General features: G+C 69.9%; 28 protein-coding genes and 1 tRNA gene. 15 read left to right on the forward strand and 14 right to left on the reverse strand.

Annotated elements, in window-relative coordinates; translation table 11 throughout:
- Nucleotides 1-6: 6 nt before the first annotated feature.
- The 3 genes from FJ657_RS06585 to msrB all read right to left on the reverse strand — a co-directional run bounded on the left by FJ657_RS06585 (nt 7) and on the right by msrB (nt 1529).
- Nucleotides 7-375, reverse strand: coding sequence for a metal-sensitive transcriptional regulator (locus FJ657_RS06585; protein WP_141162910.1), 369 nt, complete (start codon nt 373-375; stop codon nt 7-9).
- 162 nt (nt 376-537) lie between these two features.
- The gene (locus FJ657_RS06590; RefSeq protein WP_141162911.1) at nt 538-1080 is read right to left on the reverse strand and encodes a nitroreductase family protein; all 543 of its coding nucleotides are present in this window, start codon (nt 1078-1080) and stop codon (nt 538-540) included.
- Nucleotides 1077-1529 carry a peptide-methionine (R)-S-oxide reductase MsrB gene (msrB, locus tag FJ657_RS06595; protein ID WP_141162912.1) on the reverse strand — a complete coding sequence of 151 codons (453 nt, stop codon included), beginning with the start codon at nt 1527-1529 and terminating at the stop codon, nt 1077-1079. Before msrB ends, FJ657_RS06590 begins: the two co-directional genes overlap by 4 nt.
- On the opposite strand from msrB, the gene FJ657_RS06600 reads away from it, so the two are divergent.
- The 5 genes from FJ657_RS06600 (at nt 1528) to groL (ending at nt 6232) form a co-directional block, all read left to right on the forward strand.
- Nucleotides 1528-2826: a DUF2332 family protein gene (locus FJ657_RS06600; protein ID WP_141162913.1), complete on the forward strand. Its 1299-nt coding sequence runs from the start codon at nt 1528-1530 to the stop codon at nt 2824-2826. The two genes, msrB and FJ657_RS06600, sit on opposite strands and share 2 nt — an antisense overlap.
- 189 nt (nt 2827-3015) lie before the next feature.
- Nucleotides 3016-3378 carry a DUF3263 domain-containing protein gene (locus tag FJ657_RS06605; RefSeq protein ID WP_141162914.1) on the forward strand — a complete coding sequence of 121 codons (363 nt, stop codon included), beginning with the start codon at nt 3016-3018 and terminating at the stop codon, nt 3376-3378.
- Nucleotides 3379-3394: 16 nt separating this feature from the next.
- Nucleotides 3395-3973, forward strand: a complete 579-nt coding sequence (locus tag FJ657_RS06610; RefSeq protein WP_141162915.1) for a LytR C-terminal domain-containing protein — start codon at nt 3395-3397, stop codon at nt 3971-3973.
- A 192-nt stretch (nt 3974-4165) separates the two neighbouring features.
- Nucleotides 4166-4369 (forward strand): cold-shock protein, encoded by a 204-nt coding sequence (locus tag FJ657_RS06615; protein WP_141162916.1) that lies wholly within the window; start codon nt 4166-4168, stop codon nt 4367-4369.
- Nucleotides 4370-4612: 243 nt separating this feature from the next.
- On the forward strand, nt 4613-6232 hold the full coding sequence (groL, locus tag FJ657_RS06620; protein ID WP_141162917.1) for a chaperonin GroEL: 1620 nt from the start codon (nt 4613-4615) through the stop codon (nt 6230-6232).
- 187 nt (nt 6233-6419) lie between these two features.
- Here the strand turns inward: groL and FJ657_RS06625 are convergent, their stop codons facing one another.
- The 4 genes from FJ657_RS06625 to FJ657_RS06640 all read right to left on the reverse strand — a co-directional run bounded on the left by FJ657_RS06625 (nt 6420) and on the right by FJ657_RS06640 (nt 10046).
- Nucleotides 6420-7064 carry an HD domain-containing protein gene (locus FJ657_RS06625; RefSeq protein WP_141162918.1) on the reverse strand — a complete coding sequence of 215 codons (645 nt, stop codon included), beginning with the start codon at nt 7062-7064 and terminating at the stop codon, nt 6420-6422.
- A 113-nt stretch (nt 7065-7177) separates the two neighbouring features.
- A complete protein-coding gene (locus FJ657_RS06630; RefSeq protein WP_141162919.1) occupies nt 7178-7465 on the reverse strand; it encodes a WXG100 family type VII secretion target in 288 nt (95 codons plus the stop codon).
- Between the two features lie 9 nt (nt 7466-7474).
- Nucleotides 7475-9187 carry a sensor histidine kinase gene (locus tag FJ657_RS06635; protein WP_141162920.1) on the reverse strand — a complete coding sequence of 571 codons (1713 nt, stop codon included), beginning with the start codon at nt 9185-9187 and terminating at the stop codon, nt 7475-7477.
- Nucleotides 9188-9353: 166 nt separating this feature from the next.
- On the reverse strand, nt 9354-10046 hold the full coding sequence (locus tag FJ657_RS06640; RefSeq protein WP_141162921.1) for a response regulator transcription factor: 693 nt from the start codon (nt 10044-10046) through the stop codon (nt 9354-9356).
- A 141-nt stretch (nt 10047-10187) separates the two neighbouring features.
- Here FJ657_RS06640 and dinB point away from each other — a divergent pair, with 141 nt between their 5' ends.
- The gene (gene dinB, locus FJ657_RS06645) at nt 10188-11387 is read left to right on the forward strand and encodes a DNA polymerase IV (protein ID WP_141162922.1); all 1200 of its coding nucleotides are present in this window, start codon (nt 10188-10190) and stop codon (nt 11385-11387) included.
- Nucleotides 11388-11390: 3 nt separating this feature from the next.
- Here dinB and FJ657_RS06650 read toward each other — a convergent pair whose 3' ends face one another.
- The 4 genes from FJ657_RS06650 to FJ657_RS06665 are packed head-to-tail and all read right to left on the reverse strand — an operon-like array spanning nt 11391 to nt 15930.
- Nucleotides 11391-12020 (reverse strand): dihydrofolate reductase family protein, encoded by a 630-nt coding sequence (locus tag FJ657_RS06650; RefSeq protein ID WP_141162923.1) that lies wholly within the window; start codon nt 12018-12020, stop codon nt 11391-11393.
- A gap of 19 nt (nt 12021-12039) precedes the next feature.
- The gene (locus FJ657_RS06655; RefSeq protein ID WP_141162924.1) at nt 12040-13725 is read right to left on the reverse strand and encodes a DNA repair helicase XPB; all 1686 of its coding nucleotides are present in this window, start codon (nt 13723-13725) and stop codon (nt 12040-12042) included.
- A 50-nt stretch (nt 13726-13775) separates the two neighbouring features.
- Nucleotides 13776-15677, reverse strand: a complete 1902-nt coding sequence (locus FJ657_RS06660; protein WP_141162925.1) for a helicase-associated domain-containing protein — start codon at nt 15675-15677, stop codon at nt 13776-13778.
- Nucleotides 15664-15930: a hypothetical protein gene (locus tag FJ657_RS06665; protein ID WP_141162926.1), complete on the reverse strand. Its 267-nt coding sequence runs from the start codon at nt 15928-15930 to the stop codon at nt 15664-15666. The genes FJ657_RS06660 and FJ657_RS06665 overlap by 14 nt, the downstream gene beginning before the upstream one ends.
- A gap of 60 nt (nt 15931-15990) precedes the next feature.
- Here FJ657_RS06665 and FJ657_RS06670 point away from each other — a divergent pair, with 60 nt between their 5' ends.
- Together FJ657_RS06670 and FJ657_RS06675 are read left to right on the forward strand one after the other, a co-directional pair.
- Nucleotides 15991-16374 (forward strand): cold-shock protein, encoded by a 384-nt coding sequence (locus tag FJ657_RS06670; protein ID WP_141162927.1) that lies wholly within the window; start codon nt 15991-15993, stop codon nt 16372-16374.
- A complete protein-coding gene (locus FJ657_RS06675) occupies nt 16367-16954 on the forward strand; it encodes a DUF3027 domain-containing protein (protein ID WP_141162928.1) in 588 nt (195 codons plus the stop codon). Before FJ657_RS06670 ends, FJ657_RS06675 begins: the two co-directional genes overlap by 8 nt.
- Before the next feature lie 19 nt (nt 16955-16973).
- On the opposite strand, the gene FJ657_RS06680 is transcribed toward FJ657_RS06675, so the two are convergent.
- Both FJ657_RS06680 and serC read right to left on the reverse strand, forming a co-directional pair.
- Entirely contained in the window at nt 16974-17276 is a 303-nt protein-coding gene (locus FJ657_RS06680) for a DUF2530 domain-containing protein (RefSeq protein ID WP_141162929.1), read from the reverse strand.
- Between the two features lie 75 nt (nt 17277-17351).
- Entirely contained in the window at nt 17352-18479 is a 1128-nt protein-coding gene (gene serC, locus FJ657_RS06685) for a phosphoserine transaminase (RefSeq protein ID WP_141162930.1), read from the reverse strand.
- 205 nt (nt 18480-18684) lie between these two features.
- Here serC and FJ657_RS06690 point away from each other — a divergent pair, with 205 nt between their 5' ends.
- The 6 genes from FJ657_RS06690 to FJ657_RS06715 all read left to right on the forward strand — a co-directional run bounded on the left by FJ657_RS06690 (nt 18685) and on the right by FJ657_RS06715 (nt 24624).
- Nucleotides 18685-19377, forward strand: coding sequence for an iron-dependent transcriptional repressor DtxR (locus FJ657_RS06690; protein WP_141162931.1), 693 nt, complete (start codon nt 18685-18687; stop codon nt 19375-19377).
- A 339-nt stretch (nt 19378-19716) separates the two neighbouring features.
- Nucleotides 19717-20214, forward strand: a complete 498-nt coding sequence (locus FJ657_RS06695) for an HNH endonuclease (protein ID WP_141162932.1) — start codon at nt 19717-19719, stop codon at nt 20212-20214.
- 283 nt (nt 20215-20497) lie between these two features.
- Nucleotides 20498-21868 (forward strand): CHAP domain-containing protein, encoded by a 1371-nt coding sequence (locus tag FJ657_RS06700; RefSeq protein WP_141162933.1) that lies wholly within the window; start codon nt 20498-20500, stop codon nt 21866-21868.
- A 144-nt stretch (nt 21869-22012) separates the two neighbouring features.
- Nucleotides 22013-22435 (forward strand): VOC family protein, encoded by a 423-nt coding sequence (locus FJ657_RS06705; protein WP_439653934.1) that lies wholly within the window; start codon nt 22013-22015, stop codon nt 22433-22435.
- A 115-nt stretch (nt 22436-22550) separates the two neighbouring features.
- Nucleotides 22551-22625, forward strand: a tRNA-Arg gene (locus FJ657_RS06710).
- Nucleotides 22626-22983: 358 nt separating this feature from the next.
- A complete protein-coding gene (locus tag FJ657_RS06715) occupies nt 22984-24624 on the forward strand; it encodes a DUF5677 domain-containing protein (protein ID WP_141162934.1) in 1641 nt (546 codons plus the stop codon).
- Between the two features lie 482 nt (nt 24625-25106).
- Here FJ657_RS06715 and FJ657_RS06720 read toward each other — a convergent pair whose 3' ends face one another.
- On the reverse strand, nt 25107-25316 hold the full coding sequence (locus FJ657_RS06720) for a hypothetical protein (protein WP_141162935.1): 210 nt from the start codon (nt 25314-25316) through the stop codon (nt 25107-25109).
- 252 nt (nt 25317-25568) lie between these two features.
- Between FJ657_RS06720 and FJ657_RS06725 the strand changes: the two genes are divergently transcribed.
- Nucleotides 25569-26345: an alpha/beta fold hydrolase gene (locus tag FJ657_RS06725; protein ID WP_141162936.1), complete on the forward strand. Its 777-nt coding sequence runs from the start codon at nt 25569-25571 to the stop codon at nt 26343-26345.
- Nucleotides 26346-26358: the final 13 nt, after the last annotated feature.

Raw genomic sequence — 26358 nt, forward strand, 5'->3', positions numbered from 1 at the left:
GGGGAGTCACGAGCGCACGAGCCGCGCGATCGCCGCGCTGGCCTCGCGGATCTTCTCTTCGGCGACCGGTCCGCCCTCCGCGGTCGCCTCGGCGACGCAGTGGCTCAGGTGATCGTCGAGCAGCGCGAGCGCGACCGTCTCGAGCGCCTTCGTGGCGGCCGAGACCTGGGTCAGGATGTCGATGCAGTAGACGTCGTCCTCGACCATGCGCGCGATGCCGCGCACCTGGCCCTCGGCTCGGCGCAGGCGCTTGAGCAGCGCATCCTTGTCGTCGACGTAGCCGGGGGAGCCGTGGCCGTGCGCCGTGTGACCGGCGGGGGAGTCCGCCGCGGAGTTCGCTGCGGTGGTCGTGGTGTCCGCGGGCGTCGCGCTCATCGCGTCTCCGATCATGTCTGCTGGTCGTGCTCGATACCAATACGGGGTAGGGGTATTGGAACAAGACGAGTATGCGCGACCCGCGGCGTTCGTGCACGCGCGGGCCGCGCATCTCAGCGTTCTGTCAGCAATACCCCTCGGGGGTATCGCCGACCGGCCGCATCAGGGTCGCGTCAGGAACTTCTTCGCATCGATCGGCTTTCGGCGGCCGGCCCGGCGCCGTGCCGGCTTCGACCCGACGTGCAGCCAGCCGAGCAGCTTCTCGCCGTCCGCAAGACCGTGCGCCTTCGCGACGGCCTTGCTGCGGGTGTGCGAGCCCGTACGCCAGAAGACGCCCCAGCCGGCCTCGTCGAGCAGCAGCGACAGGTTGTGCGCGACGCCCGAGGCGACGGCCTCCTGCTCCCACTCGGGCAGCTTGCCCCGACGCGGCGCGCTCACGACCGCGATCACGAGCGGCGAGCGGTGGGCCTTGCGCACGTACTTCTCGACGTCGTGACCCTTCTTGCCCTCGGCCTTCGCCAGACCGATCCCGATCAGGTCGCGGTCGGCGCCGCGCAGCTCGATGAGCCGCCACGGGCGCAGCGACTTGTGATCGGCGAGGGTGGATGCCGCATCCACCAGCCGCAGCAGCTCCTTGCGCTTCGGGGCGTCCTCGCCCACCGACGAATACGAGCGGCGAGCGAGGAGCGCCTCGAAGGCGGTCACGTCGCGGACTCGGCGGGAGCCTCCGCCGGGGCGTCGGCCGACGCCTCCGCGCCCTCCTCCTGGAAGCCCAGGGCGAGGGAGTTCATGCAGTAGCGCAGACCGGTCGGAGTGCCGAAGCCGTCGTCGAAGACGTGACCCAGGTGCGAGCCGCAGTTCGCGCAGCGCACCTCGGTGCGCACCATGCCCAGGCTGCGGTCTTCGATCAGCTCGACGGCCTCGGGGTTGACCGAGTCGTAGAAGCTGGGCCAGCCGCATCCGGAATCGAACTTGGTGCCGCTCTTGAACAGCTCGGCGTTGCAGGCGCCGCAGGTGTAGAGGCCGGCGCGGTGCTCGTCGAGCAGCTCTCCGGTCCAGGCCCGCTCGGTGGCGGCCTCGCGCAGCACCTTGTAGCGGTCGGCGCCCAGCGACTCCTGCCACTCGGCGTCGGTCTTCTCGACCTCGTAGGCCATGTCGTTCCCTTTCGTCGGACGTACGACACATTCAACCGCGTGTCGGGCGCTGCTGTTCCCACCGGACCCGGCGCGGAGGCGGCGCCCGGATGGCGTGGATGCGGTTCGGAGCGCGCGGCAGGATGGGGGGCATGCCCGCCACCGCCGACTCCTCTCGCGAGCCGGATCGTGCCGGTGCCGGTGCCGGTGCCGGTGCCGGTGCCGGTGCCNNNAGCGCGCTCCCGCGTCGACCTCCGTCGAGTCGACGTCCTCCTGGTTCCGTCGCGCGGCGCGCGAGCTCGGCCCGCACAGCGCGCGGCACGGGGAGTGGGCCGCCGCGATCGCCGACGACCCCGAGGTGCTGGCCGTGCTCGACGTGCTGCCGCCGGCGGAGCGGCATCCGTCTCTCGTGTTCGCCGTCGCGGATGTGCTCGGCGCTCCGGCGGGAGAGTATGCGCAGCTGCGCGACTGGATGCTCGCCCACGCCGAGACGCTCGCCATCGCGGCGCGCGGCCGCCGCACCCAGACCAACGAGGTCGGTCGCACCGCGCCGCTCGCCGCTGCGCTCGCCCGGATCGGCGCCCCGGTCGTGCTGCTCGAGCTCGGCGCCGCGGCGGGGCTGTGCCTCGCCCTGGACCGCTGGGCGATCCGCTTCGAGCGCGAGGATGCGGGCGCGGCCGGCGATGCGGGCGTCGCGGGCGTCCACGGCGTCGGCGGGGCGGAGCGCGCGGCGGGCGTCGTCGGATCCGGTGCGGTGACGCTGCTCGGCTCGGGCGAGCCGCTCGTGCGCTGCACGGTGTCGGGTCGCGGCGCGCTCCCGACGCGCCTGCCGAGCATCCTCGCCCGGCGCGGCGTCGATGTCGCCCCGCTCGACGCCGCCGACCCGGCCGATGCGCGCTGGCTCGAGGCGCTGACCCCCGTCGATCGACCCGATCGTCGCGCCCGGCTGCGCGCGGCTCTCGAGGCGGTGTGCGCCCACCCGATCGACGTCGTGCGCGGGGATGCGGCGGAGCTGCTCGCCGATCCGTCGCGACTGCGGGCGCTCGCCCCGACCGTGCCCGCGGGCGCCGAGCTCGTGATCGTCTCGCTCGGCACCCTCGTCTATCTGCGGCGGGAGGTGCGCGCCCGGTTCCTCGAGGCGGTGCGCTCGATCGGCGCGCGGTCGATCACCCTCGAGGGAGCTGCCGCGCTGCCGGAGGTGACCGCGCGCCTCGCTGGTCGCGCGGACGCGCATCCCTCCGGTCCGATGCTGGCGCTCGACGGCGAGCCGATCGCCCTGACGAGCCCGCACGGCGATCGCCTGCGCTGGCTCGGATGACGTCGCCCGCGCGTCGGCCCGAGGAGCATCGTCCCCGAGGAGCATCGTCCCCGAGGAGCATCGTCCCCGAGGCGCATCGGCCCCGAGGCGCATCGGTCTCGAGATCGGTCGTCCCGATCGCGGGGGCCGGATCCCGGCTCGACGGCGGGGCGGGAACCGCGTCCAGCCGCCCCGCACTAGCCTGACCGGATGATCCCCTCGCCGTCACCGGAGACCGCCGCCGCGCCGGCTGGCATCCCGGTGCCGGCGGCGACGGAGGCGTCCGCGAGCGCTGCGACGGGCGCCCCGACGACCGCGCTGACCGACGCCGAACGCCGGGTGCTCGACTTCGAGCGCGAGTGGATCGGCCGCGGCGGCGCCAAGGAGGCGGCGATCCGCTCGGAGCTGGGCCTCACCTCGGCTCGCTACCATCAGCTGCTGCACTCCGCGATCGATCGCCCTGAGGCGCTCGCCGCCGATCCGCTGCTCGTGCGGCGACTGCAGCGGCTGCGCACCGCCCGCACTCGGGCTCGCGCCGCTCGCACCTTCCGCATCGAGCCCACCGACAGCTGAGGACCACCCCGCCCCGATGAGCACCGCACCCCGCGACCGGTTCGACGACGTCCCGCACGACCTCACGCGTGTCGGCGCCCACCGCGGACCCGCTCCGCGCGGCCGGGCCTGGGTCGTCTTCGCGTGGGCGGCGCTCGCCACCGGGCTGCTCGTCGCTGTCGGCCTCTTCACGCTGTCGCGGGTCGACTCCCGCTTCTCGATCGAGCTGCCGTTCGGCTCCGGCGACTCCGCGGCCGCGCCCGGCGCCAGCTCCAGCGCGGTCGACGAGAGTCCCGCGATCACCGAGCCCGGCTCGGTCGACCCGGCGATCGCCGAGACCCTGCGCATCTCCATCCTCAACGCCAGCGCGACCGACGACGCCCAGGACGCCCTCGCGACGAAGCTGAAGGATGCCGGCTGGACCGTCTCGGGAACCGCCGACGCCGACGAGCGCGACAGCAAGGCGACCGTCGTGTACTACTCCGGCAAGGAGTACGAGGGCGTCGCGAAGGGGATGGTGAAGATCCTCGGCACCGGCTCGATCCGGCTGTCGTCGGCCTTCCCCGGCGCGCCGATCACGATCGCGCTCGGCGATGACTACAAGCTGGCCGGCTGAGCCTCGATCCAGCGCTGACGGGCGCTCGTGTTACGCGAGTGTTTAATCTGGGTGCCGATCGTTCGCTCAGGCCCCCTTTTGCCCGGTTCGCCGCGGGATCGGCGCCTTCTCGGAGCTAGCATCGGCGCACGGACGGCCTCACAGCACCGCGCACCATCGCCGTCCTGCGCGACCAGCACACGAGGAGAGGCGATGGCCAACGGCACCGTCAAATGGTTCAACGCGGAGAAGGGCTACGGCTTCATCACCGTGGATGACGGCGGACAGGACGTGTTCGTCCACTACTCCGCGATCGACATGAGCGGCTACAAGGTGCTCGAGGAGGGCCAGAAGGTCGTCTTCGAGCTCGGCACCGGGGCGAAGGGGCCCCAGGCCGAGGCGGTTCGTCCGGCCTGACACGACGTCGCGAGCGGGCGGTGCCGAGGCGCCGCCCGCTTTCGTGTGCGCGGGCTCGTCCGCGCCCGTCATCCCGCGTCGCGGTGGCTTGCACTCCCTCAGGGCGAGTGCCAGAATGACTCCTGGCACTCCCTCGTTCGGAGTGCTAACCCATGAACCACTGCTGCCGGTCACGACCGTGTGTGCGCCACCGCGTGCGCACTCGTGCTCAGCAGGCCGACGTCCGGGAGGGACGAGAACTACATGGCGAAGATCATCGCATTCGACGAGGAGGCCCGCCGCGGCCTCGAGCGCGGCCTCAACACGCTGGCCGACGCCGTGAAGGTCACGCTCGGACCGCGCGGCCGCAACGTCGTTCTGGAGAAGAAGTGGGGCGCCCCCACGATCACCAACGACGGCGTCTCCATCGCCAAGGAGATCGAGCTCGACGACCCGTACGAGAAGATCGGCGCGGAGCTCGTCAAGGAGGTCGCCAAGAAGACCGACGACGTCGCCGGCGACGGCACCACCACCTCGGTCGTGCTCGCCCAGGCGCTCGTGCGCGAGGGTCTGCGCAACGTCGCGGCCGGCGCCGACCCGATCAGCCTCAAGCGCGGCATCGAGAAGGCCGTCAAGGCCGTCGAGGCCGAGCTCGTCGCGACCGCCAAGGAGATCGAGACCAAGGACGAGATCGCCGCCACCGCGAGCATCTCGGCCGCCGACAGCGAGATCGGCGAGCTCATCGCCGAGGCGATCGACAAGGTCGGCAAGGAGGGCGTCGTCACCGTCGAGGAGTCGAACACCTTCGGCACCACGCTCGAGCTGACCGAGGGCATGCGCTTCGACAAGGGCTACCTGTCGCAGTACTTCGTCACCGACCCCGAGCGTCAGGAGGCGGTCTTCGAAGACCCGTACATCCTGATCGTCAACTCGAAGATCTCGAACATCAAGGATCTGCTCCCGGTCGTCGACAAGGTGATCCAGAGCGGCAAGCAGCTGCTCATCATCGCCGAGGACGTCGACGGCGAGGCGCTCGCGACTCTCGTCGTGAACAAGATCCGCGGCATCTTCAAGTCGGTCGCCGTCAAGGCCCCCGGCTTCGGCGACCGTCGCAAGGCGCAGCTGCAGGACATCGCGATCCTCACCGGCGGCCAGGTCATCAGCGAGGAGGTCGGTCTCAAGCTCGAGAACGCCACCCTCGACCTGCTCGGCCAGGCGCGCAAGGTCATCGTCACCAAGGACGAGACCACGATCGTCGAGGGCGCCGGCTCGGCCGACGCCATCGCGGGCCGCGTGAAGCAGATCCGCCAGGAGATCGAGAACACCGACTCCGACTACGACCGCGAGAAGCTGCAGGAGCGCCTCGCCAAGCTCGCCGGCGGCGTCGCCGTCATCAAGGCGGGCGCGGCCACCGAGGTCGAGCTCAAGGAGCGCAAGCACCGCATCGAAGACGCCGTGCGCAACGCGAAGGCCGCCGTCGAGGAGGGCATCGTCGCCGGTGGTGGCGTCGCGCTCATCCAGGCCGGCAAGACCGCCTTCGAGAAGCTCGAGGTCACCGGTGACGAGGCGACCGGCGCCAAGATCGTGCGTGTCGCGATCGACGCCCCGCTCAAGCAGATCGCCCTCAACGCCGGCCTCGAGCCGGGCGTCGTGGTCGACAAGGTGCGCAACCTCCCGACCGGCCAGGGCCTCAACGCGGCGACCGGCGAGTACGTCGACCTGCTCGGCGCCGGCATCGCCGACCCGGTGAAGGTGACCCGTTCGGCGCTGCTCAACGCGGCCTCGATCGCGGGCCTCTTCCTCACCACCGAGGCCGTCGTCGCCGACAAGCCCGAGAAGGTCGCGGCTCCGGCTGGCGACCCGACCGGCGGCATGGACTTCTGATCCACTGATCAGACGGTCTGAGCCTCGGCTCGCACTGCTCAGAAGCGGGCGGTTCCCTTCGGGGAGCCGCCCGCTTCGGCGTTCCCGCTCGCGTGCCGGAGCTCGAGCCGCGCCGAGTCGCGGTAGGAGTCGCGTCACCGTGGGAGTCGCGTCTCCGTGAGCGTCGCGTCTCCGTGGACGTCGCGGCTCAGTGCGCGTCGAACCGATGCTCGTGCGGATGCGCGGCGAGCTTGTCGACGAGACCGCCGGCGACGAGACGGTGCGCCTGCGTGCTCGGCTTCCGGTGCGCCTGGGCCGTGACGAGCGCACCGAATTCGACGCCCAGGTCGCCGCGAGGGAATCGCGCGAGCACCGCATCCACGAGGTCGGCGGGCAGCACGTCGGGGCGCGCGCCGCTGATGTCGAGGCCGGTCGCGATCTCGAGCAGGTGCCCGTCCGGGTCATCGACCGGCACCTCGGGCCAGTTGTGGCGCACGATCACGTCGGCGAGTCGATCGCGCCGCGCCGGGGCCCACCCGGCGCCGGCCGTGACCGCCCAGGCCACGTGACCGCCGGCTTCCTCGTACGAGGGCACAGCGGCGTCGAACTCACGGGCGAGCCCGATGTCGTGCAGCAGTGCGGCGACGCAGAGCAGCTCGGCGTCGTCGGGGGCGATGCCGAGGCGTGCGCCGAACGCGAGCGCCCAGTGCCACGAGCGCCACGAGTGCGCCCGGACCGCCGGAGAGGCGAAGCGGTCGAGCACGTCCACGGCGGCGCGCACCGCGGCGGTGTCGGGCGGCGTCGGCAGTGCGGTGCGGGCGGCGTCGGGATCTGGGCGCACGGCGGGGTCCATGTGCTCATCCTGCTGCCGCCCGCACCTTCTCGGGGCCGCGCGGGGACGCGCGCGGTCGAGTTCGGCAGGACTTCGACCCTCGGCGTCTCTTTCGGGTCGAGACGCCGGCGAGGTCAGCGGAACATGCGCTGCGTCGCCGACTCCGCTTCCTCGTAGCTCCGCCCGGCGATGTCGAGCGCCTGACTGAGCTTCTGCAGCGAGTTCTGCACGCCCGTCTGGGCCGTGCGCCAGTCCTGCGCGGCGCTGGCGAACGAGGTCGACGCCGCGCCCGTCCACGAGCGCTGCAGCTCGATCACGCGCGAGTTGAGGGAGTCGACGTCGCCGCGGATGCGGTCGATCGCCGACCGCACGGCGGTCGCCGTCTGCTGGACCATGTCACTGTCAACCGTGTAAGTAGCCATGGCTCGAAGCTAGGCCGACGGCGCGTCCGATCCGGGGCCGTCGCCCGCATCCGTGGACTTCTCCTCGTCGACGGCGCGGGGGAGGAGAGGCAGGCTCACCCGGAAGGTCGCGCCCCCACCGGGCGTCTCGAGCACCTCGACGTGGCCGTGGTGATTGGCGACGATGCCGGCGACGATCGCCAGCCCCAGTCCGCTGCCTCCCGTGTCGCGGGTGCGTGAGGAGTCGGCGCGCCAGAAGCGCTGGAAGATCTTCTCGCGCAGCTGCGGCGGGATGCCTTCGCCGTGATCGACGATCGAGATCGATCCGTAGCCGCCGGCCGCATCCACGTCGACGACGAGCTCGATCGGGCTGTCGTCGGCGGTGAAGCGCATCGCGTTGCCCATGAGGTTCGTGATGACCTGCCGGATCTTGTCGCCCTCGGCGAGCACGATCGGGCCGACCGCAGGCAGCGGCACGGGAGGCACCTGCAGCGGCGGGATCTCGGCCGTGGCGTTCGTGCGCGCCTGACCGCGACGGCGACGCAGGCGCGCGAGCGCGGTGCCGGCGAGGGCGATCGGGCTGGTCACGGTCGCCGGCTGCCCGGCTTCGAGCGCACCCGCCGCGACCGCGGGGATGCTCGCCGGCAGCGTCAACAGGGTATCCAGCGTGTGGTCGGGCACGACGACCGTGATCTTGCGATTCGGGTTGGAGGCGCTGGCGTCGAGTGCCGCATCCTGCGCGAGCGGAAGCAGGTCGACCTCGGCCAGCTGCGGCTCGCGCGATTCGTCGAGGCGTGCCAGCTCGAGCAGGTCGCTCACGAGCGCGCTCATCCGGATCGCCTCGCGTTCGATGCGATCCATGGCCTGGGCGACATCCTCGGGCTTCTGGATGGCGCCCATGCGGTAGAGCTCGGCGTAGCCGCGCAGCGAGACGAGCGGCGTGCGCAGCTCGTGGCTCGCGTCGCCGACGAAGCGCCGCATCTGCTCGATCGTGCGCGCGCGGTCGGCGAAGGCCGAGTCGATGCGCGCGAGCATCGTGTTGAGCGAGCGGTTGAGGCGGCCGACCTCGGTGTTCGGGGTCGCCCCGCCGAGGCGCTGGCTGTAGTCGCCGGCGGCGAAGCGCGCGGCCGTGCGCTCGACATCGCGCAACGGGGCGAAGGTGCTCGTGACGAGCAGCTGGCTGAGCGCCCAGCCGAGCGCGATGACCGCGATCGCGAATGCGAAGAAGATGACGGCGTAGCGGCCGACCGTCGCATCCGTCGAGGCCACGCTCACGGCGATGAGCAGGGTTCCCGGCGTCGAGCTCGAGCCGGTGTTGAACTGGCCGCTGTAGGCCTTCACGCGCCACTGGCTCTTGTGGTCGACGCTGTAGACGTTGATGCCCTCGTGGTGATCGGCGATCGACGTGAGGTCGACGCCCTCGAGGTCGGGCCCCGCATCCGCCTGACCGCTCGCGATGTTGATCCACTGGGTCGTGCCGCTCGAATCGACGATGCGGATGTAGTACGGCGACGAGTCGGAGAGGTACGGCTGGCTGCCCGAGGGCCCGAGCTGCTTGTTGCGGGTGTCGTTGTAGACGTTGTCGAGCTGGGTGTCGGCCTGCTCGAAGAGGTAGGTGCGCAGCACGTTCGCGGTGCCGACGCCGGCGACCGCGAGACCGAAGGTCAGCAGCAGCACGGTGACGCCGGTGATCTTGGTGCGCAGCGAGATGCCGTTCCACCAGTGATCGAAGGAGGCGTGCATCGAGGCCACGGTTCAGACCTCTTTCAGGGGATGCGCGGCGGGCGACGCGACGGCGGACACTGCGGGCAAGGCTACGCCCCTGCGACCGTGAGGAAGCAGGGGCGGAACCATGGAGCGGCGATGAGGGGCCGGTGGACCGATCGGCGATCGGGTCCCGGCGATCCGATCAGACCTTGGAGGCCTTGAGCATGTAGCCGAAGCCGCGCTTGGTCTGGATCATCGGCTCGCTCGAGTGCTGGTCGAGCTTGCGGCGCAGGTAGGAGATGTAGCTCTCGACGATGCCGGCGTCGCCGTTGAAGTCGTATTCCCACACGTGATCGAGGATCTGCGCCTTCGACAGGACGCGGTTGGGGTTGAGCATGAGGTAGCGCAGCAGCTTGAACTCGGTGGGGGAGAGCTCGACCGACACGTCGCCGACGGTGACCTCGTGCGTGTCCTGGTCCATCGAGAGCTCGCCGGTGCGGATGATCGCGTCGTCGTCGTCGTGCATGGTGCGGCGCAGGATGGCCTTGATGCGGGCGACGATCTCATCGAGCGAGAAGGGCTTGGTGACGTAGTCGTCGCCGCCGACGGTGAGACCGGTGATCTTGTCCTCGGTGTCGTCCTTCGCGGTGAGGAACAGGATCGGCGCCGTGTATCCCGAGGCGCGGAGGCGCTTGGTGACCCCGAAGCCGTTCATGTCGGGGAGCATGACGTCGAGGATGATGAGGTCGGGCTCCTCCTCCAGCACCGCCGAGATGGCCTGGGCGCCGTTGCCGACCGCGCGCACGGCGAAGCCGGCGAAGCGGAGGGAGGTGGTGAGTAGGTCGCGGATGTTGGGCTCGTCATCGACGATGAGGATCTTGGGTCCGTCGGTCATGCAGTCAGTATCTGACCATTGCCTGGAGCATTCCTGGGAGCGCTGCCAGTCCGAGCCGGACGTCCGGTGCACGCCACGCCACCGTCGATGTCGTCGGCGCGTGCGAGCATCCCCGCATCGGATCGGCGACAGGAGGCGGGGATGCGGGGCGAGGCGACCGTGCTGCACGCCGACCTGGACGCGTTCTACGCCTCGGTCGAGCAGCGCGACGCTCCGCAGCTGCGCGGCCGGCCCGTGATCGTGGGCGGCGGAGTGGTGCTCGCCGCGAGCTACGAGGCGAAGGCCTTCGGCATCCGCACCGCGATGGGCGGACGCCGGGCGCGCGAGCTGTGCCCGCAGGCGATCGTGGTGCCGCCGCGGATGGACGCCTACGCGGCCGCGAGCCGGCAGGTCTTCGACATCTTCCGTGACACGACGCCACTGGTCGAAGGGCTCTCGATCGACGAGGCCTTCCTCGAGGTCGGCGGCCTGCGGCGACTCGCCGGGGAGCCGGAGCAGGTCGCCGCCCGACTTCGCGAGCGGGTGCGCGCCGAGGCCGGTCTCGCGATCTCGGTCGGGGTCGCCCGCACGAAGTTCCTGGCGAAGGTCGCGAGCGCCGTGAGCAAGCCCGACGGCCTGCTGGTCGTGCCGCCCGACCGCGAGCGCGAGTTCCTGCTGCCGCTGCCGGTCGAGCGGCTGTGGGGTGTCGGGGCGGTGACCGCCGAGAAGCTGCGTCGGCTCGGCATCCGCACGGTCGGTCAGCTGGCCGAGCTGGAGGAGGCGAGCGCCGAGCGGCTGCTGGGTCGCGCGGCCGGCGCGCACCTGCACGCGCTCGCTCGTCTGCGTGACCCGCGCCCCGTCGAGACGGCACGACGCCGCTCGTCGATCGGATCGCAGCGCGCGCTCGGCGCCGCCCGGCGGCGATCGCCCGAGGAGCTCGACGTCATCCTCAGCCAGATCGTCGATCGACTCGCCCGGCGGCTGCGCGACGGCGACCGGGTGTGTCGCACGGTCGTGCTGCGGCTGCGCTTCGGCGACTACGCGAAGGCGACCCGGTCGCAGAGCCTCGGCCCGGCGACCGATCGCACCGGCGTCATCCTCGGCGTCGCCCGGCGGCTGCTCGCCGAGTGCGCCCCCGAGATCTCCGCGCGCGGACTGACGTTGATCGGGGTGTCGCTCGCGCAGCTCGGCCGGGCGAGCGAGCAGCAGCCCGAGCTGCCCATCGACTGGGACGACGGCGCGCGACTCGACACCGTGCTCGACGCGGTGCGCGATCGCTTCGGCGCCGCCGCGGTGTCACGCGGCACGCAGGTCGGCCGAGATGCCGGCTGGTCGACGCCGGTGCTGCCCGAGCACGAGTGAGTTCTAGGCCCCGGGCTTCAACACGCGGTAGACGACGTGCGTCACGAGCGACTTCGGCGTGATCGACACCTGCTCGAGCGGGATGTGGCCGAGCCCCTCGAAGAGCCGCTCGCCGTGCCCGAGGATGACGGGCGAGATCTGCAGGTGCAGCTCGTCGATGAGCCCCGCGGCCAGGTACTGGTTGATCGTCGAGACCCCGCCGGCGATGTGGATGCGGCCGTCGTCGCCGCGCTCCCGCACCGCCGCCTGCGCCTGCTCGAAGGCCGAGTGGATGCCGTCGGTCACGAAGTGGAAGGTCGTGCCGCCCGCCATCTCCAGCGGCTCGCGCTCGTGATGGGTGAGCACGAACACGGGCGCGTGGTACGGCGGCTCGGGGCCCCACCATCCGGTCCACGGCTCGCCGTCGACGGGCCATTCGCCGCGCACGGGCCCGAACATGTTGCGGCCCATGATGTACGCCGAGGCGCCGACGATGTGCGCCTGCTCCTCGGCGTTCTCCTCCGGCGTCTCGAACATCCACCGATGGAGGGCCGGGCCGGGGAGGTCGCCCATCGGGCTCTCGAGGGTCTGCCCGCTGCCGGCGCCGTAGCCGTCGAGCGAGAGGGACATGGTCGCGTGCACCGGGGCTGCCATGTCGCGAGGCTATCGCCGACTACGCGGCGGTCGCGAGGTCCCCGGCGTCGAGGATCGTGTACGAGTACCCCTGCTCGGCGAGGAAGCGCTGGCGGTTCTGCGCGTAGTCCTGGTCGATCGTGTCGCGGGCGACGAGGGTGTAGAAGTTCGCGGGAAGCCCGCTCTCCTTCGGGCGCAGCAGACGGCCGAGTCGCTGAGCCTCCTCCTGGCGCGACCCGAACGATCCGGAGACCTGGATCGCGACGGTCGCCTCGGGCAGGTCGACCGAGAAGTTCGCGACCTTCGAGACGACGAGCACGGTGAGCGTGCCGTCGCGGAACTCCTGGAACAGGCGCTCGCGCTCGTCGATCGGGGTCGATCCGGTGAGCTGCGGGGCGTTCAGGGTCTCGGCAAGTTCGTCGATCTGGTCGAGGTACTGGCCGATCACGAGGATGCGCTCGCCCGCGTGCTTAGCCACGAGGTCCTTGACCACCTGCAGCTTCGCGGGCGCGGTCGCGGCGAGGCGGTAGCGCTCGTCGTCGGCGCTCGCCGCGTATTCGAGGCGCTCGTCCTGCGGAAGGTCGATGCGCACCTCGTAGCAGCTGGCGGGGGAGATGTAGCCCTGGGCCTCGATCTCCTTCCACGGGGCGTCGAAGCGCTTCGGGCCGATGAGCGAGAACACGTCCGACTCCCGGCCGTCCTCGCGCACGAGCGTGGCGGTGAGGCCGAGGCGGCGGCGCGCCTGCAGGTCGGCGGTCAGCTTGAACACCGGTGCGGGCAGCAGGTGCACCTCGTCGTACACGATGAGGCCCCAGTCGAGCGCGTCGAGCACGGCCAGGTGCGCGTACTCGCCCTTCCGGCGCGCGGTCAGGATCTGGTAGGTCGCGATGGTGACCGGCTTGATCTCCTTGACCTGCCCCGAGTACTCGCCGATCTCGTCCTCGGTCAGGCTCGTGCGCTTGAGCAGCTCGGCCCGCCACTGCCGTGCGCTGACGGTGTTGGTCACGAGGATGAGCGTGGTCGTGCCGGCGGCCGCCATGGCCCCGGCGCCGACGAGCGTCTTGCCGGCGCCGCAGGGCAGCACGACGACGCCGGAGCCGCCGTCGAAGAAGTTGTCGACCGCCTTGCGCTGGTAGTCGCGCAGGTGCCAGCCCGACTCATCCAGCTCGATCTCGTGCGGGGTTCCCGGCGTGTAGCCCGCGTTGTCCTCGGCGGGCCAGCCGAGCTTGAGCAGCTCCTGCTTGATCTGGCCGCGCGCCCAGGGCTGCAGCGTCCACTCGCTCGGGGTGCGACGAACGCCGAGCAGCGGCCCGACCTTTGCGTTGCGGGTGATCTCGCTCATCACGGCCGGGTCGGTGGAGCTGAGGATCAGCTCGCCCGGGATCGTGGTCGATGTGCCGTCGGGGTTCGCCTGCTCGACCTCGGGGTCGCGCGAGATCACGAGTCGTCCGTAGCGGGCGACGGTCTCGTCGATGTCGATCGACACCGTCTGCGGCACGGGGAACTTTGCGTAGCGGTTCAGCGTCTCGAGCATCTGCTCGGCCGTGTGGCCGGCGGCGCGCGCGTTCCAGAGTCCGAGGCGCGTGATGCGGTACGTGTGGATGTGCTCGGGTGCGCGCTCGAGCTCCGCGAAGACGGCCAGCTCGTGGCGGGCATCCTCGGCGTCGGGATGCGCGACCTCGAGCAGCACGGTGCGGTCGCTCTGCACGATCAGGGGTCCGGACATGACCTCCCAGAATAGTCGCGCCCGGGGTGCCTGCGCTGGGAGCGCGGAGCTCAGTCGAGCGGGACGACCGCGGTGATCGACCTGAGCGGCAGGGTGCGCTCGAGATCGGCGCGAGGGTCGCGGGCGCGCAGACGTCCGCCGGCGACCGAGGTGGGCTCGAGGCGCAGCTCGACGTCGGATCCGTCGGGCATCCGCACGGTCACGACGACCGGGGTGCGGCCCTTCGCGGCGAGCTCGAGCTGGCGTGCGATCCACGCCGCTCCGTCGGTCTCGTCATCGGATCCCGTCGCCCCCGAGGTCGCGGCGCCCGAGTCGCGCAGTCGCTTCACCAGCTCGACCGCGGGATCGCGGCTCCCGCCGGAGGCCGCCGGCGCCAGGGTCGTGCGGCGCGACGCCGGCTGGATGACTCCCGCGGCGTCTTCGAGCACGGCCGGATAGCGCGCATCCACGATCGACCAGAACAGCACGCTCGCCTCGACCCGGCTGACCGCGCGGTGCTCGCCCGAGCGGATGAGCGCGAGCGAGCCGAGCGAGGCATCCACCGTCAGCTGGCGCAGCAGCGCCGCGTCGTCGCTGCGCACGTAGCTGCGGGCTCCCGCGTCGGCGGGGCGATCGGCCTCGGCGATCGCGCCGACCCGCAGCGCGCCGAAGCGCTCGGCGGTGTCGCGCACGAGGTAGTCGAGCGGCTGCGGGATGCCGGTGAGCGAGATGCCGGACAGGAAGTCGCGGATCGTGTCGCCCGTCTCGCCGCGCGCGAGGGCGCGGCCGAGCGAGGCGGCGGTGATGCGGTAGGTGGAGGCGAGGCCACGGGCCTCGACGTCGGCCATCGAACGCAGGCGGCCGTCGAGGTCGGCGCGCAGCGGGCCGGGCGCGATGATCGAGAGGTCGTGCTGCAGGTAGACCTGCTCGACGTGCTCGGGGAACAGCGCGGCGACACGGTCACGCGCGGCGGCGACGCCCTCGATCAGCAGGGCGCGCCCGGGGCCGGAGGGCGTGGCGTCGACGGTGATGCCGAGCAGACGGGCGTGCGCGCGGGCCGATTCGACCCGGCGCAGCATCCGCTCGGCGGAGCCCGGGTAGAGCCAGGCGAGATAGTGCAGCAGCCCGTCGTCCCACTCGGCGGCGGCGCGCTCCTCGAGCAGGCGGCGCACGTCGGGCGCCAGTCGCGCGATCCAGGCGGCGGCGAGCGTCGACCAGCGTTCGGCGTCGTCGAGACCCAGCCATTCGGCTCCCGCCGCCGTGACGGCGAGCACGGCGCCGTCGTCGCCGATCAGCTCGGCACGCTGCGCCAGGTCGAGCAACGGGGTCAGATCATCCTGCTCGGCTCCGATCGCCGCCGAGAGGCGTCGAGTCTCGGGCAGCGCGATCCCGCCCTTCGCGAGGCGTCGGGCCGGCTCGCGCTGCAGCTCGGCGACGAGCTCGGTGACGCGGCCGGTGGCCGCGAAGGCGCGTTCGCCGGCGAGCCGGTCGACGGCGTCCCGATCGGCGTCGGCGACCGGCACGAGCGCGCCGGGAGCGGGCGTCCAGATCAGCTCCTCCGCGCTCGGCAGGTCGAACGAGGGCCACGCGGCGAGCTGCTCGGCCACGCCGTCCCACGGTGCCACGCGATCGGACTCGACGGCCGCGAGACCGAGCTCGGCGAGCACGGCCGCGCGATGGCGCACCTCGGTGCTGTCGCTGCCGATGCGGTCGGCCAGCTGCTCCACCGTCGGCGCCCGCCCCGCGGCGGACAGCTCGGCGGCGCCCGCCAGCACCGCGAGCGCGTGCCGGTCCAGCCCCTCGAGCGCGCGCTGCACGCTCGGACGCTCGAGCAGGGCCTCCGCCAGATCGAACCAGTCGCGAATCCCCGCGGAGCGCACCTCGCGCTCGCGCAGCAGACGCAGCAGGGCGTCGTCGTCGAGCGCGCGCAGCCGTGCCGCGAGCGCGAGAGCGGAGCTGCTAGCGGCGGGCATCCTGCTGCGATTCGCGGCGGCGTCGCAGCCCGGAGACGAAGATGAAGGCGATCAGCAGCACGAGGCCGATCGCGAGCGCGGGCAGGGGCAGCCAGCGGGCGAACTGCCCGGGGCCGCTCGACAGCGACACCTTGGTCAGCGCCAGGATCAGGATCACGACGATGTCGACGATCGCCACTCCGAGCACGGTGGCGGCCATGACGCCGAGCGCGCGTTCGATACGATTGGAGCGCACCGGGGTGTCTTTCGGCATCCCATCAGGATAGGCCCGTTCGGGGCCGCCCCATTCCCCCCAGATCGAGAGGCTGCCGCGATGCCCACCGGCAAGGTCAAGTTCTACGACGAGGAGAAGGGCTTCGGCTTCATCGCCGCCGATGACGGCCAGGAGGTCTTCCTGCACGCCTCGGCTCTGCCGAGCGGCGTCACCAACGTGCGTGCCGGCACCCGCCTCGAGTTCGGCATCGCCGACGGGCGCAAGGGAGCCCAGGCGCTCTCCGTGCGCGTGCTCGACACGCCCATCCCGCTGTCGAAGATGAACCGCCGATCGGCCGAGGACATGGCTGTCGTCATCGAAGACCTCGTGAAGCTGCTCGACGGAATCGGCGAGGGCCTGCGTCGCGGCCGCTACCCCGACAAGAGCCACGGTGGCAAGCTCGCGGCCGTGCTGCGCCGCGTCGCCGACGATCTCGATGCCTGAGGCGACCGCGATGACCAGCCGAGTGGATGTGGCCCGCGCCGCCCTGAGCGAGATCACCCCCGACGCGCAGGTCGGCGACCTGACGAGCGAGACGACCGACGCCGACGGGGTGACGACCCTCACCTTCGCGGCGACGATGCTCGGCTACCCGGGATGGCACTGGACGGTCAGCGTCGCCCAGCTCGACGGCGAGGAGCCGACGGTGCTCGAGGCCGAGCTGCTGCCCGGCGAAGGCGCTCTCATCGCCCCCGACTGGGTTCCGTGGTCGGTGCGCCTCGAGGAGTACAAGGCGGCGCAGGCCGCCGAGGCCGCGGCGCGCAAGGCTGCGGGCGAGTCGGATGACGACGAGCACGGCGGCGAGCACGACGACGATGACGATGCTTTCGATGACGACGACGAGGAATCGGACGCCGACGACGCGGATGACGACGACTTCGACGATCATGACGACGAGCACGGCGAGGACTTCGGCGACGACGTCTACGACGGGCTCGACCCGGAGGCGGCGGCGCAGCACGTCGACGACCGCGACGACGACGCGGATGAGGATGCGGACGAGTCGGACCCTGAGGACGAGTGATCTCCGCGGCGCGGCTGCGCTAGGCGGTCGGCTGCTCGGGTGACGAGGCCGCCGCCTCGGCCGCCGCGTCCGCCACGCGTCGACGCAGGCGCCCGCGGCGCAGCTGGGTGTACACCAGGCCGCCCAGTCCCAGCGTGATGCCGACCACGGCCGTCCACAGCCAGACCTCGTGCCCGCCTTCGACGAGCGGGCGCAGGCCGATCAGCAGACCGCAGAGCGCGAGGATCCACAGGGCGAGCCCGACGAGGATCGCCGCGCGATCGTCGGTCTTCAGGGGCGCGGGGTCGGGCCGGCGCTCGGCGCTGGGAACGTAGAAGCGCATCCGCTCACTCCTCCGGCGCCGCGGCGCCCTCGCGGTCGGCATCGGGTCTGCGCCCGGTCGACCGCATCCGTCGTGTCAGTCGCGCCCGACCGGCGCGTTCTCGAGCACCCAGTCGATCGTCGCGGTCAGCGCGCGCACGTCGTCGGGGTCGATCGCCGCGAAGGTCGCGATGCGCAGCTGGTTGCGGCCGAGCTTGCGGTAGGGCTCGGTGTCGACGACGCCGTTGGCGCGCAGCGTCTTCGCGATCTTCGTCGCGTCGATGCTCTCGTCGAAGTCGATCGTCGCGACGACCTGCGATCGGTGCGCCGGGTCGACGACGAAGGGCGTCGCGACCGACGACGCCTCGGCCCAGGAGTAGAGGTGCTGCGACGACTCGCGGGTGCGGGCGTCGCTGAACGACAGGCCGCCGCCGGCGTTCATCCAGTCGATCTGCGACTCCATGAGCAGCAGCGTCGTCAGCGCCGGGGTGTTGAGGGTCTGCTCGAGCCGCGAGTTGTCGACCGCGTTCTTGAGGCTGAGGAACTCGGGGATGTAGCGGCCGGATGCGGCGATGCGCTCGATGCGCTCGATCGCCGCCGGCGAGACCACGGCGAACCAGATGCCGCCGTCGCTCGCGAAGTTCTTCTGCGGCGCGAAGTAGTAGACGTCGGTCTCGCTCACGTCGACCGCGACGCCGCCGGCGGCGCTCGTCGCATCCACGACCGTCAGCGCGCCCTCGACTCCGCCGGTCACGCGCCGCACCGGGGCCATGACGCCGGTCGAGGTCTCGTTGTGCGGGTAGGCGAAGACGTCGGCCTCGATGCCGGCCTCGAACTCGCTGCGCGATCCGCCCGGGGCCTTCGCCGACCAGGGGGTCTCGAGCCACGGCGCCGAGGCCGCCTTGACGAACTTGCCGCCGAACTCGCCGAAGTCGAGGTGGGCGCTGCGCTTCTCGATGAGGCCGAAGGCGGCGGCGTCCCAGAAGGCGGTCGAACCGCCGTTGCCGAGCAGCACCTCGTAGCCCTCGGGGATGTCGAAGAGCTCGGCGAGACCGGCGCGCACGCGACCGACCATCTGCTTGACGGGGGCCTGACGGTGGGAGGTGCCGAGCACGGACGCGTTGGCGACCAGGTGGTCCAGCTGCTCGGGGCGCACCTTCGCCGGGCCGCATCCGAAGCGGCCGTCGGCGGGGAGGAGCTCGGCGGGGATCTCGATGCTCGACATGCTGACGATCCTAGGCCGCGGCGCGACGCCGTCCGGCCGGTCGACTGCGGCGGGATCGCTCCGCCACCGTGATGCCGCCGTGTCGAGGTCGCCCCGCACGCCGTGCCGGTTTTCTGTCACCCGTGACCGGTAGGGTGAGAACCGATTTCAGCATCTGTCGATCCCGATCAGCGGATGCGACGGACACCGGCTCAAAGGGACAGCGATGACCGACCTCGTCGACACCACGGAGATGTACCTCCGCACCATCCTCGACCTCGAAGAGGAGGGGATCGTCCCGCTGCGCGCGCGCATCTCCGAGCGCCTCGGCCACTCCGGCCCGACCGTCTCGCAGACCGTCGGCCGCATGGAGCGCGACGGCCTCGTGCGCGTCGAGGGCGACCGCCACCTCGAGCTCACCGCCGACGGCCGCAGCCGTGCCCTGCACGTCATGCGCAAGCACCGTCTCGCCGAGCGTCTGCTCGCCGACGTGATCGGCCTCGACTGGGCCTACGTGCACGACGAGGCCTGCCGCTGGGAGCACGTGATGAGCGAGCAGGTCGAGCGCCGCCTGCTCGAGATCCTCGACCACCCGACCGAGTCGCCCTACGGCAACCCGATCCCCGCGCTCGAGGAGATCGGCGGAGCGAAGTCGAAGCCGTTCCTCGAGGGCGTCGTCAACATCGTCGAGCGCGTGCGCGACGAGAAGGATGCCGTGACCGGCACCATCCGCCGCCTCGGCGAGCCCGTGCAGTTCGAGCCGGAGCTGCTGCAGCAGTTGCTCGGCGCCGGCGTCGTGCCGGGCGCCACCGCGACGATCGCCTCGGAGGGCTCGTACGTCAGCATCCAGGTCGACGGCTACGGCGACGGGCTCGAGCTGCCCAACGAGGTCGCGATCCACGTCTACGTCGCGGCCTGACCGGGCGAACGCCGGATGACCATCCGGTGACGTGTGTCGCGTCGTGACGCGCAATCCCGGCAATCCGGGCGTGTCGGACGTACTCTGGTGTCCTCGCGTTCCGTGAGGAAGGAAGAGGAGGGCCGCATGCGCGCTCGGGGCAGCATCCAATCCGTGGATGCCCGCGCCGTGTTCCGCATACGGCACACCGTCCGTCCGAGTGTGCCCTGTCACACTCGTGAGCTGTAAGGCGCTGTCGTTCGCGACGGCGCCTTTTCTCGTCTTCGGGCACCTCTCCTCCCCACCGGCCGCGTGGCTGGATCACCTGCACTCCATGCGGGTCGACTCGAGAGGACGCCCATGCGCACCCTGGTACTCAATGCCGGATACGAGCCCCTGGCGGTCGTGTCGTTCAAGCGAGCCCTCGTGCTCGTGATGAGCGGCAAGGCGGCCATCCTGGCCCGCGACGACGGGCACCCGGTGCTCTCGCGGTCGGGGGAGTGGGATCGGCCGGCGGTCATCCTGCTCACCCGCTACGTGCGGCTGCCGCACGGGCGCAGCGTCCCGGTCTCGCGCCGCGGAGTGCTGCGGCGCGACTCGCAGCGCTGCGGCTACTGCGGCCTGTCGGCGTCGACCATCGACCACGTCATGCCGCGGTCGCGCGGGGGAGCGGACAGCTGGGAGAACCTCGTGGCGTGCTGCCTGAAGTGCAACAACGTGAAGGGCGACCGCACCCCGCAGGAGATGGGGTGGACGCTGCGGTACCAGCCGAAGGCGCCGCACGGCTCGGCGTGGATGGTGCGCGGAGTCGAGCGTCCGCAGGACGAGTGGAGCCCGTTCCTCGCCGACGCGGCGTGAGGTCGGGCGCCGGTCACGGCGCAGCAGCAGCTCGTCGTCGATTCCTTCGGCGTGCGTTCGTCAGGTCGACGCCGCGGGATGCGCGTGCCCGCTTGTGTGGGGACGGATCCGTTCGTGTTTGCTGAGCATCCATCGCGATATCGACGGTTTTCGCCTGTTCAGGGTGCGGACTCGTGGCCGGAAGCCCGCCCCCGCAGTGGGGTCTAACGTTTTCGTTACCTCGGCGTGACAATCGGTGGATGGTCGTCTACCCTCGAAAGGTCGCTTACCCGGAGGCTGTGCTGTGACGGAACCCGAGATCCCCGATTCGCTGGGGTTTCTCTTCGGTGGCCTGACTGAGTCGGGAGCCGGAACCGAGAAGAACAAGACCACGCCGGACGCGCTCGCATCGTCGAGTGCTTCCGCACCCGCTGAGCGACCCTTCCCCTCGCGTCGCGAGCTGCGTGCGCAGCGGGAGGCCGCCGAGCGCGCCGCCGCTGCCGGCCTCGCCGACGCCCCGGTCGCAGCCGAGGCAGCCGCGCCTGTCGCGACCCCGGCCCCGAGCGTCGCCGCCCCGGCCGAGATCGTGCCGACTCCGGCGCAGTCGGCTGAGGCCGTGCTCGCCCAGATCGTCGGCGACCAGCCGGCCGCCGCCGAGATCGCGGCGGCTCCGGCCGTTCCCGCCGCGCCGGCGGAGGTACGCTCCCATGCCGAGTCCGCCATCCCCGCCGCCCGTCCCACGCACGTCGAATCGGCTGCTCCGCTCGTCGTCGCGACGAGCATCGACCCCGTCGCCGCGACGCCGGCGACCGCGTCGATCGAGATCGTGACCCCGGCCGTCGTCGCCGCGACCGCCACCGCCGTGCGCGACCGCCGCGTGAAGCGCACCCAGGGTGTCGCCCGCGCCGCCGCCGCGCGCACCTCGTCGAGCACCTCCGCTGGCTCGTCGTTCAGCAAGCCCGCCAAGCGCGGACTGCGCCAGCGCATCACCGCGACCGGCACGATGCTGCTCGTCGGCGGCATCTTCGCCTCTCTCGCGCTGCCGGCCTACGCCTTCGACGACGAGGGCAAGCCCACCGCCGCGACGCAGGCCGCGCTCGAGGGCGACACGCAGAAGCTGTCGGTCGCCGCGGATGTCGCGCAGGGCTCCGTCGGCCGCGACGCCTACGGCGTGACCAAGGCCGCCGACCTGCGCGCCCTCTACGCGAACGCGCTGCGTCAGAAGAACCTCGAGGCCTACATGGCGTCGGGTGCGAAGGCGCAGGGTGACGACTACCCCTACGCCACCGACCTGACCCGCAACGAGGGCGGCGGCCTGTCGCCGTTCCGCTACTACTACCGCGAGTGCGTCGACTTCGTGGCCTGGCGGCTCAACCGCGACCAGGGCGTCACGCAGGCGCCGTGGAAGTGGGACTGGTCGAACCTGACCCCGAACGGCGGCAACGCGAGCCAGTGGAAGTCGGCTTGGCAGGCCCACGGTTGGCCCACCGGCAACACCCCCGAGGTCGGCGCTGTGGCGTGGTTCAACTACAACCACGTCGCCTACGTCAGCGGCATCCTCGCCGACGGCTCGGTCGTGCTCGAGGAGTACAACATGGGCGGCAAGCACCAGTACGGCCAGCGTGTTCTGCAGGTCAGCGAGATCCCGCTGTTCCTCTACGCGCCGCCCGCCTGATCCGTCGCTGTGCTCGGTTGGCCGTTAGCGGCTAGCGGATAGCCGCTGTTCGCGTGATCGCCGACAGGTGACGGTGGTGACTGTCACCGGCGGGTGGGATGCTGACCTCCGTGGCGCCGTGCGGTGCCGGGAAGAGAGTTCATCATGGCGATCCTGAACCCGTACTTGAACTTCCGCGACAACGCGCGCGAGGCGATCGAGTTCTACCACTCGATCTTCGGCGGCGATCTGACGATCAGCACCTTCGGCGACTTCAAGATGCCCGGCATCGAGGAGGCCGAGTACGACAAGGTCATGCACTCGCAGATCTCGAACAGCCCGGCAGGCTTCACCCTCATGGCCTCCGACACCCCCGCCTACATGCAGTACGCCCCGGCGAGCGCGTTCAGCGTCTCGCTCAGCGGTGATGAGGAGGAGCTGCTGCGCGGCTACTGGGAGAAGCTCTCCGAGGGCGCGACGATCTCGATGCCGCTCGGCGAGGCCCCCTGGGGCGGCCTGTTCGGCATGCTCGACGACAAGTTCGGCACCAGCTGGCTCGTCAACATCAACGCGCCCGGCCAGGCCTGATCGGGCCTGCATCCGGCTCGACCTCGGAGGGCGCTCGTTGCGGCGGGCGCCCTCCGTTGCGTCCGGCCATGAGCGCGATACCGCTGCGCGCCGCCTCGGTAGAGTGGATGCGCCGGCCTCTGTAGCTCAATGGAAGAGCAGCTCCGTCCTAAGGAGAGGGTTGGGGGTTCGAGTCCCTCCAGGGGCACCAAGCATGAGCAGTATTTGTGTTCATAACCAACTTGTTGCAGAGGTCACCATTCACCGATGGTGGCCTTCTTCGTTGCCCAGGAGGCTTTTGCGGCAGGTCATCCTGTCGCGCGCTACTAGAACCCACCCCCGGGGTCGCTGCGTCCCAGGGTGCATCAGTACGGGATCTGGCGTGATTCGCAACCCCTGTCGGATGTGCCTGATGGTGTTGTGTTTCTGACCATATTCAGTGTCGGATGCCGCTGTCATAATCGTTGGCACAGATGCTGACAGATCGCGAAATCGCCTCCCTGATTCTCCTCGCCGCCTTCCTAGCGTTGGCGATGCTCGTTCGAGGTGTACGAGTCGAGGTTCCCAAGATGGCGAAGCTGCTGTTTTCGCGACAGCTGCTTCCGATTTTCCTGGGCTACTTCGGCTTCGCGACTGTCGTGATCGCGACCTTGCATTGGGTCGGCTGGTGGCAGCTCGATTTGTTGAAGGACACGATCCTTGTAGTCCTTCTCGTGGGGTTGCCTCTACTCTTTCGCGCTGCCAACGCGAAGGACGGAGTCGTACTGCTTGGTCGAACCTTTGCCGATACTCTTGGCATCTCGGCGCTCGTCCTGTTCTACGTCAACCTCGTGTCGATGCCCCTAGTGGCGGAACTGGCGATACAGCTCGTTGTGATTGTGCTTTCAGTCACTTCCGTATTGCTGAAGTATCGGGCGGGAGGCAAGCCGATCGCGCGCGTCCTCGATGTGATCCTCGGGTTGATCGGGCTCGGGATGCTGGTTTTCACAACGTCTCAGCTGATCGCGAACTGGAGCAGCCAAGACCTCGGTCTGATAGCTCGCACCCTGGCGCTCTCTATCTGGTATCCGTTCGCGCTGCTGCCGTTCATCTACGCCACGAGCTTTTACTCACAAGCCCAGCTGCTGTTCGTCATGCTTCCTTTCTTCAATGACCGCGAACCTCTTCCGTTGAGAGTTCGAGCCGCCATTCTCGTTGGACTCCGATTCAGCACACGGTTGGCCGGTGCGTTCACGGGGGAGTGGCGTGCACGGGTAGGGAAACTCACGACCGCACAAGAAGCGCGCGCGGTCATGCGGGAGTATCGCGCTCATATGAAGGGGCGAAAGCGCTTGGACAAGGAGCTCAAGGGCGTGCTTCCAGAGGAGGCGGTAGTGGAGGTGGCCGATCTCCAGGCGGCAACTGACGAAGAACCGTTCATCCGCGCTTCCTTCGATCTCCTCAGGGAGAGCGTCGTCGTGATGGTCACTGTCGCCGGCCTGCGACGAGACACTCAGCAGGAGAACGGCCTGGACCGGAACCAGGCCATCCTCGTTGGGCACTTCGCCAAGTCAATAAAGCTTGTGAAGGGCCTCGTTCGCCAGCTGTCCGATGGTCACGACGGGGACCTGCAACTCCCGATCTTCCGCGAGGTGCTCGAATCGATCGCAACCGTCAACTATCTCCTCGGTGACGATGGATCGGGAGCTCGTTTCGACTCATACGTCAACGACAGCATGATCGCGGAACGCGAGTTCAAGAAAGATGTCGATCGGCAGATCGCGCAGAGAGGCCGACAGCTTCCGATCGAAGAGCGCATCTTGTCGTCCATCGCCGCATCGTTTGCCGCTGCGGGCGTCAGTGAGGATGCGCTGCCTAGTCGTGGTGCAAATGGCTGGCCATCCGCGGAGAAGCGCGTTCACGCGCTCGGGCCAACTGCGTACTCGGCGTACCGAATGGGTTCGAACGTCGTACACGGTGCCTTCGCGGATATCGAGAAGAGCCACCTAGTGAGGAAGGGGACCGGATTCGAAATTGTTCTTGACCCGGTGAGGTTCCGACCTCAGCCTCTCTTGACGATTGCGCTACTCATGAATGACGCCATGCTCGGCTACATCACCGCATGGGTGCCCGAAGCAAGAGAGTCGTTCTCGAAACGGCTCATGAACCTGCGAAAGAAGCTGCACGACGTGGATACCTGGCATGAGATCTACCTGCAGAAGGACGACTAGCTAGTGGATCCGGTCATGTTTGACGCGATCAGCGTGAAGGCTCATAGTGATCGGTCCTCATGCCGCGACTCACGACCCTCAGCTACGTCCGTCAACGCGCCGCACTTCAGCGCGAGTGGTTCGACCGTGATGCTCGAGCCTTCGTCGTTCTGAGTCCGGCCGAACAGATTTGTATCCACACCTACTTCGAGCCGGCGAAGAACCTTTCGCCCCTTGAAGTTGCCGAGCATCGCCGCAGTGTCTCAGCACAAACCCCTTCTTTGCCGCAACCAGCTGGCCGCGCCTTCGCGCGCATCAAGCCGTTCCTTGACATGCCGGCCGTCTCTTCGACGTCGACGTCGCGACTGGCGACTCCAAGACGATCGAGCGAGTGGGGGAGGGGCGTTCGGTCGAATTGTTGAGCTTGGTGAATCCGGATGTCAGTGCCGAACAGGTGGCCAAAATCATCCTCCGACTCGCGGAGCAGGGCTCACCGCCTGGCTTCACGCCACCCGCGGGCGAATCACGACGCCGTGCTTTCTGAGTGCCGCGATGATCGTCTTGTTGTCGAAACCGAGTTCGGCGCCGATCCGAGCGCTCGACCATCCTTCGGCGTAGCGATCGATTGCTTGAGCGACGTCCGCCGGCTTCATCCCGCGCGACACGTCGACACCTCGCCGGGCGAGGTGTTGGGCCACGGTCGTGCGGCTCATCTTGAACTCGCGCGCGACAGTCCGCCTGTTTCGAAGTTCTCGGTACCGCTCAACTAAGGTGTTCACTTCACGCTCTCGCAACTGTCGGGCCGAAGCAGGCGAAGAGGCACGATCGCGGCTATGCCTCCGCGACCGAGCCGAACGGCGCAGCAGTTCTAGAGGTGAATCGCCTACTACGACATAGTTTGAATAGTTGTGCAAGATCCGCACTTCGGCTTCGTGCGATCGGGTCGTGACGGACGGAAGGCGGGCATGCTCGGCAGACGGGATGAGCGCCAGCTGGCCGTGTCGATCGACGAGGGGCGCGGTCGTGTCGTCGTGCTCGTTCACGGGATCGCCTCGTCGTCGGTGACGTTCCAGAACCTGGTGCCGCTGCTGACCCCGAACCACCGGGTGATCGCGATCGACCTGCTCGGATTCGGTCGCTCCCCGGCTCCGGCTGACGCCGAGTACACGGTCGCCGAGCACGTCGACGCGATCGCGCGTGCCATCGACCGACTGCACCTCCGCGCGCCGTTCACGCTCGTGGGACACTCGCTCGGCACGATCCTCGGCGCACGCTACGCGGCGACGCATCCCCGGCGCGTGCGGCACCTCGTGATGGTCTCGCCGCCGCTGTACGTCGACCCGGCGCAGCTCGGCGATCCTCTGCTCCGGGCCCGGGTGAGCGTCTACCTTCAGCTCTACAAGTTCGTGCGCGAGAACCAGGCTTTCACTCTGCGCAACGCCCGCCTGGTCGAACGGATGCTGCCGATTCCGAAGGCGATGGACATCAACGTCGAGACCTGGGTGCCGTTCATCAAGTCGTTGGAGAACTGCATCGAGTCCCAGACGACGATCACCGACCTGGTCAACACCCCGGCGCCGGTCGACATTCTCGTCGGCGCCCTCGACGAGTTCCACGTGCCAGGGAGCCTCGACGGGCTCGCGCGGCTCTCGAACGTCACGACACGGGTCGTTCCGGGCAACGACCACCTCATCCGCGAGAGCATGGCGCGGCAGGTCGCCGCGGCGATCGACCCGGCCTGAGCGATCGGCCGGG

Origin of the sequence: Schumannella soli, from assembly GCF_006517435.1 — a bacterium.
Taxonomy (GTDB): Bacteria; Actinomycetota; Actinomycetes; order Actinomycetales; family Microbacteriaceae; genus Schumannella; species Schumannella soli.